5 protein-coding genes and 1 riboswitch are annotated in these 4,948 nt (G+C 72.4%); of the genes, 4 read left to right on the forward strand and 1 reads right to left on the reverse strand.

The features are described from left to right. Window positions 1-542 precede the first annotated feature (542 nt). Complete coding sequence (locus tag WD250_09790; GenBank protein ID MEX2620498.1) at window positions 543-989, forward strand: hypothetical protein; 447 nt, start codon at window positions 543-545, stop codon at window positions 987-989. A 586-nt stretch (window positions 990-1,575) separates the two neighbouring features. Then, complete coding sequence (locus WD250_09795) at window positions 1,576-2,694, forward strand: hypothetical protein (GenBank protein ID MEX2620499.1); 1,119 nt, start codon at window positions 1,576-1,578, stop codon at window positions 2,692-2,694. A 110-nt stretch (window positions 2,695-2,804) separates the two neighbouring features. On the opposite strand, the gene WD250_09800 is transcribed toward WD250_09795, so the two are convergent. Then, complete coding sequence (locus WD250_09800) at window positions 2,805-3,044, reverse strand: hypothetical protein (protein MEX2620500.1); 240 nt, start codon at window positions 3,042-3,044, stop codon at window positions 2,805-2,807. Between the two features lie 695 nt (window positions 3,045-3,739). On the opposite strand from WD250_09800, the gene WD250_09805 reads away from it, so the two are divergent. Beyond that, window positions 3,740-4,060 (forward strand): ParA family protein, encoded by a 321-nt coding sequence (locus WD250_09805; GenBank protein ID MEX2620501.1) that lies wholly within the window; start codon window positions 3,740-3,742, stop codon window positions 4,058-4,060. 454 nt (window positions 4,061-4,514) lie between these two features. Continuing rightward, window positions 4,515-4,699: riboswitch (cobalamin riboswitch) on the forward strand. A 29-nt stretch (window positions 4,700-4,728) separates the two neighbouring features. After that, window positions 4,729-4,938, forward strand: a complete 210-nt coding sequence (locus WD250_09810) for a hypothetical protein (GenBank protein ID MEX2620502.1) — start codon at window positions 4,729-4,731, stop codon at window positions 4,936-4,938. The last annotated feature ends 10 nt before the right edge of the window (window positions 4,939-4,948 follow it).

Here is a 4,948-nt window from a genome sequence, read left to right on the forward strand (position 1 = left end):
GCGGTTTTGTGGAGCGGGTGAGGGGAATCGAACCCCCATTGCGAGCTTGGGAACCTGTTCGAGGCCGTGTCACCGGGTGCGCACCAGTGGCCTGAAACGACGGCTCACAGGCTTTTGCTGCTCGTGCGTGCCACTGGTGCACCACGTGTGACGTTGTATGCCGAGCCTGCTGTGATCAGGCGGTGATCAGTCGGGGGGCTGCACAGCCCCGCAGACCCCATTATCGGGGATCGCACGCGTGGAAATCTAGTACCGCGGCTGTGGGGGCGGGCCTCGCACCGATGCCAACACCTGGATCGGTGGGGGCCTGGTAATGGCGCCGGCGTCTGAGTCCCTGCTCCCCCACCAGGCCCCAGCGTTCCGCAACGCCGCCGAGTACGTCGTCACGGCCCCCTACGGTCGCCGGCGGTGCACGCCGGGGAACGGCTGAGCGGCGAGCGGAGCGCGTCGCCGAGCGGCTCGCGAACGCGGCCGCGAGAGCCGCAGGTGTCGTTGCGGTCTCGGCGGTCACCGGTCTCGCGAGTGGGGCGGAGGGAGGGATTTTGGTCCCTCGCCGGGTGCGCTTCGCTGCGGCGAACACCGGGCATGGGGCCTACGGCGAACCGCACAAGCTTGACCGCTACCTCGACCCCGAGCACGAGCGTGCGCTGGCGTCGCTGCGGGCGGCCAACGTGGCGTACCGGGCCCGCCAAGACGCCGACCGCCAGCGCCGCCAAGCCCTGGGCTGCGCCAACGCCCACCGGCTCGGGTCGTTTGGCGACCGCCGGCCGTGCGAGTGCGTGTACTGCCGGCCCCAGGATCATCTGAGCGCGCGTGAGCTCGCCGCCAGCGCACCGCACCTGTTTCCCCCGCCGTCGTGCCTGTGCGCCACCCCCACACCCGATGGCGGGCGCTGCCTGCACCACCGCGACGTCGAGCTCGTGGTGCTCGACGGTGACCCTCCTGCGTTGCGGCAGCTGGCTGACCGCAGCGGTGGTGACCGGCGGTGAGCCGCGTGGCGCGAGGCCCACCAGCCTGAGCTGACGCCGGCGGCTTGTCGCGCGAGCGAAGCCGCTGATATGCGGAAAGGCCCCGGCAATGCCGGGACCTTCCGCGACAAGCCCGGTCTGCCGGACCCACTCCTTTGCCAGAGACGTCCGGCGGACCGTCCCGCCACTGAGGGCCCTGTGGGCCTTGGGGAGGGCACAGCCTTGCCTGTTTGCGAAGATAACAGCGTCGTGGGACACCACGGCGCACCACACGCCCTGTCTGACCATCCCGCGACCGCGAACCGGTTGCAGGCCACGCCCGTCGCGCCGCGACCCGCCCCCCAGGGTGTGGCGGCCCCGCCTTCCGGGGCGTGGCTGCCCGCCGAGCCGCTCGCCGCCGCCGTCTCCGCCTGCGGCGGGGTGGGTGCGCTGCTGCGGGGCCGCCGGCGCACCCGCGAGAGCCAACGCCTCGCCAAGGCCTACTACCGGGCGCTGCAGCGCGAATGGATCACCGTGGCCGCCGGCGACGAGCTGGCCTGCAAACTGCTGGGTGTGCACCCATCGGCTCGGCCATCTGGGGACGCCGCTTTTGGGCCGGAGCGGCGTGATGCACACCACCACCGACCCGTCCGCCCGGGCCGGCGCCGACCCGTCGGCCGGGGCCGCCACCGACCTATTCGCTCCAGGGCGGTCAGCACCGCCGGGTCGCCTGGTCGGCGGGCCCTGGGACCGCCCGACCGCTGGGGCACTGCCCACCGACGTCGACCGGTTCCGCCAGCTGGTGTGGCAACCGCTGGCGGCCGCTGACCCCGGAGGGCGGCGGTGGCTGGCCGCGCTGGGCGCCTTTGAGCTGTTGCGCCACGGCGCCGCCGAACCCAACGGGGTCCTGCACGCCACCAGCCGGTCGATCACGGCCATGCTGGGCGTCGCTGAGACCACCTGGTGCCGTCCCACCCGCACCGGCCAAACCGGCTACGGGCCGCTGCTGGAGGACGCCGGGCTGCTGGTACGCCGCGGGTGGGACCGCTACCGGTTGCCCGGGTGGCAGGCGCTGCAGAACCGTGCGGGCGACGCGACGTTGCGCGGCCGGTTCGTCTACACCCACCGGCCGACGTTTCGGGCCACCGTGGTGGCCTGGCGGGGCAACGGTGTCCGCCTGGCGGCACTGGGCGCCTGGTCGCTGCTGCGCTACTGCCACACCCGCTGGGACACCGCCGAGATGGCGTTGTGCGACGCCGCCGTTGCCCGCCACCTGGGCGTGAAAGCGCACACCTGGGCTGGCTGGGCCGACCAGCTCACCGCCTGCGGTGCGCTCGAGCGTCTCCCCGGGCCCGCGCAGGGTTGGCGGCTGCCGCTGTACTTCGTGTTGCGCACCGGCCACGGCTGCGACACCGCGCCCACCGAGACGACCACCGGTGATGCCCGAAATGGGCAGGTGCTTGCAGGAACGGCTGTCCAACTTCTTGCATCTTCGGCAGACCCGCCTGCAAAACCGGCAGCCGGTCTCTGTTGTTCGCGCGCGCGCCAAGACCCGGGTGTAGATGGTGAAGGTCAAGAACAACAACCCGCCGGCGACGTCGAGCGCACCCTTGGCCGTCTCGCTGCGCTGGCCGGGGATGGCTTACAGCAACAGCAGATCCGCACCTCGACCACCCTGCGGGCCCGGTGTGCTCCGCGCTGCTGGCACGCACGGGCTGGTCACCCCAACGCCTGGCAGCGGAGCTGACCCGTCGAGAGCTGCGCACCGCCACCCAACCCGTGCGCGTGCTGGCCTACCGTGCCCGCGTCCTGCTGGAAACCGCACCCGCCGGCCACAGGCCCCCACCCGAGCCGGCGTCACCCGCCCGCACCGCCCACCCACCCGAAGGCCAGCAGCCAGACGCACCGCCCGCCGACGCCTCCACCGGCCCCCAGATTCCCGCTGTGGGCGAGCTTGACGCTCTGGACCCGGCTACGCGCCGAGGACTGCTTGAGGCCGCTCGGGCCCGCCTGCGTCGCATCGGCCTGTCCCGCGGCGGTGGTGACTTCCCCGACCACCATCCGCTGCTGCGCGGCGAGGCGGTCAACCTGCTGCACCAGGCCGCCACACCCGAAACGGGCGCGACCGGCCCCGCACCCGACACCCCCGGCAGCCCGTCCCAGGGGCGAACTGGGGAACCGGTTCTGTCAGCCGCCGACACGGCCCTCCACCGGCCAGCCCGCGACCATGGGGCCACCCACACCCGGCCGGGCAACGGCCGCGAGCCAACGCCAGGCGACCAAACCGCCGCCGACGTGGCACCGACGCCCGCGGCCTCCGCTGCGGCCCAGCCGGCGAGAGCCCAGGCCGCGGGGCGGCCGCCACGCCCGAACTCCCCGCCCCGTCACCGGGTGTGCCATCACGCCCACAGCGCCGACCTGCGCCATGCTGCCCAGGCGGTGCAGGACCGTCCGCCGCCCTCACCGCCCGCGGCGACCTCGCCCGCCTCAGCCCGAAGCGGCGCCTCCCAGGATGCGTCCCGACCCCGCGGCCGAGACCCACCAGCGCGATAAGGGCTGGCGGGCAGCACTTCCGCGGCCGTCAAGGCCGTGAGGCCGTCGAGCCCGGCGGTGGGGTCCACCGTATGGTGCGGCCTACTGCGGGCCCGGGTGGTGCGCCCTATGGTGCGGCCTGTTCCTTCCCGTGTGGTGCGCCCTATGGTGGCCCACGTGTCACACCACCAGGGTTGCCTGACGGCATAACCCAAGGCGCGCCCCGACGCGCGCCGTACCGTCAGGGAGGGGTGTCGTCCGTGCTCGACAACTGCGCCGCCGTCGTCAACAGCAAAGGCGGAGTCGGCAAGACCTCGATCGTCGCCAACGTCGCCGCCACCGCCGCCCTCGGCGGGTGGCGCACCCTCACGGTCGACCTGGACCCGCAAGGCAACCTCGCACGCGACCTGGGCTACCGCCAGGCCAGCGACGAGGGCCGCGGCCTGCTCGAGGCGGTCATGACCGGCAGCCGCGTGCAACCAATGACCGGCGTGGGCCCCCGCACGATTGCCGACGTGCTCATCGAGGCCATGCGCCGCGCGACACCGGCACGCTCCAAACTGGGCCGCGCCTGCGCGTGACCGGCACCGTAATCGACGCCGGCCGTCGCGGAGAACCCCCACCAGGTGCGTTGCCGTCCGCGTCACCGACCGCGACGCCCTCACCTACCACGGACCCGAGGCCTCGTCTCGGGGCCCGCCAGCGCGCCCAACCGCGGCGCCCAACCCACATCAAATCCTTGGCGAGCTTCCGATCGGTGTCGGTGGCTGCAGCGTTTCGACTTCGACTCCCAGGCCGACCCACGTGGCCGCATCGAAGTAGGCGTGACCTACCGACGTGGCATGTGCCCTACCCACGTCCTACTGATGTCGTGCTGCCCTCGGGGTAGGTCCTCAACTCACCAGGTGCTGACACCAGGTGGTCGTATCCGGGAATGGCACATCGAAGGATCACGCCCACGCGCAGTCCGCTGCGGACGTTCCGCCACACTCCGTCCTTGACGCCCCGAGATCGCTCGCTAGGCTTGCGCCTCACGTCATAGGCGGCGACGGGAGTCGCCGCTTGGGCGGTGGGTCCAGGAAGCCGGTGCGAGTCCGGCGCGGTCCCGCCACTGTGACCGGGGAGCAAGCCTCGACAACGCCACCACCATGAGGGGTGGGAAGGCCGAGGGGAGCAACGATCCGGGAGTCAGGAGACTGGCCGCCGCCCATGTGCCTACCCGGGGACGGACGATCCCCAAGGAGGTCTCATGCAGCAGTACCAGGCTCCTCTCGACGGCCGTGCGCTGTTCATTCCCGCGCTCGGTTTGCTTGCGACGCTTATCGCGGTCGTCTACGCCACCCTGTTCGACCAGGGCGCGTTGCTGGCTCCGGTGACCACGGCGTTGGCCGACTCCGGCGGGGTGTTGCACGAGCTGTTCCACGACGCTCGTCACCTCCTCGGCGTTCCCTGCCACTAGAGCGCTGACC

The sequence above is a fragment of the Egibacteraceae bacterium genome (assembly GCA_040905805.1).
Taxonomy (GTDB): Bacteria; Actinomycetota; Nitriliruptoria; order Euzebyales; family Egibacteraceae; genus DATLGH01.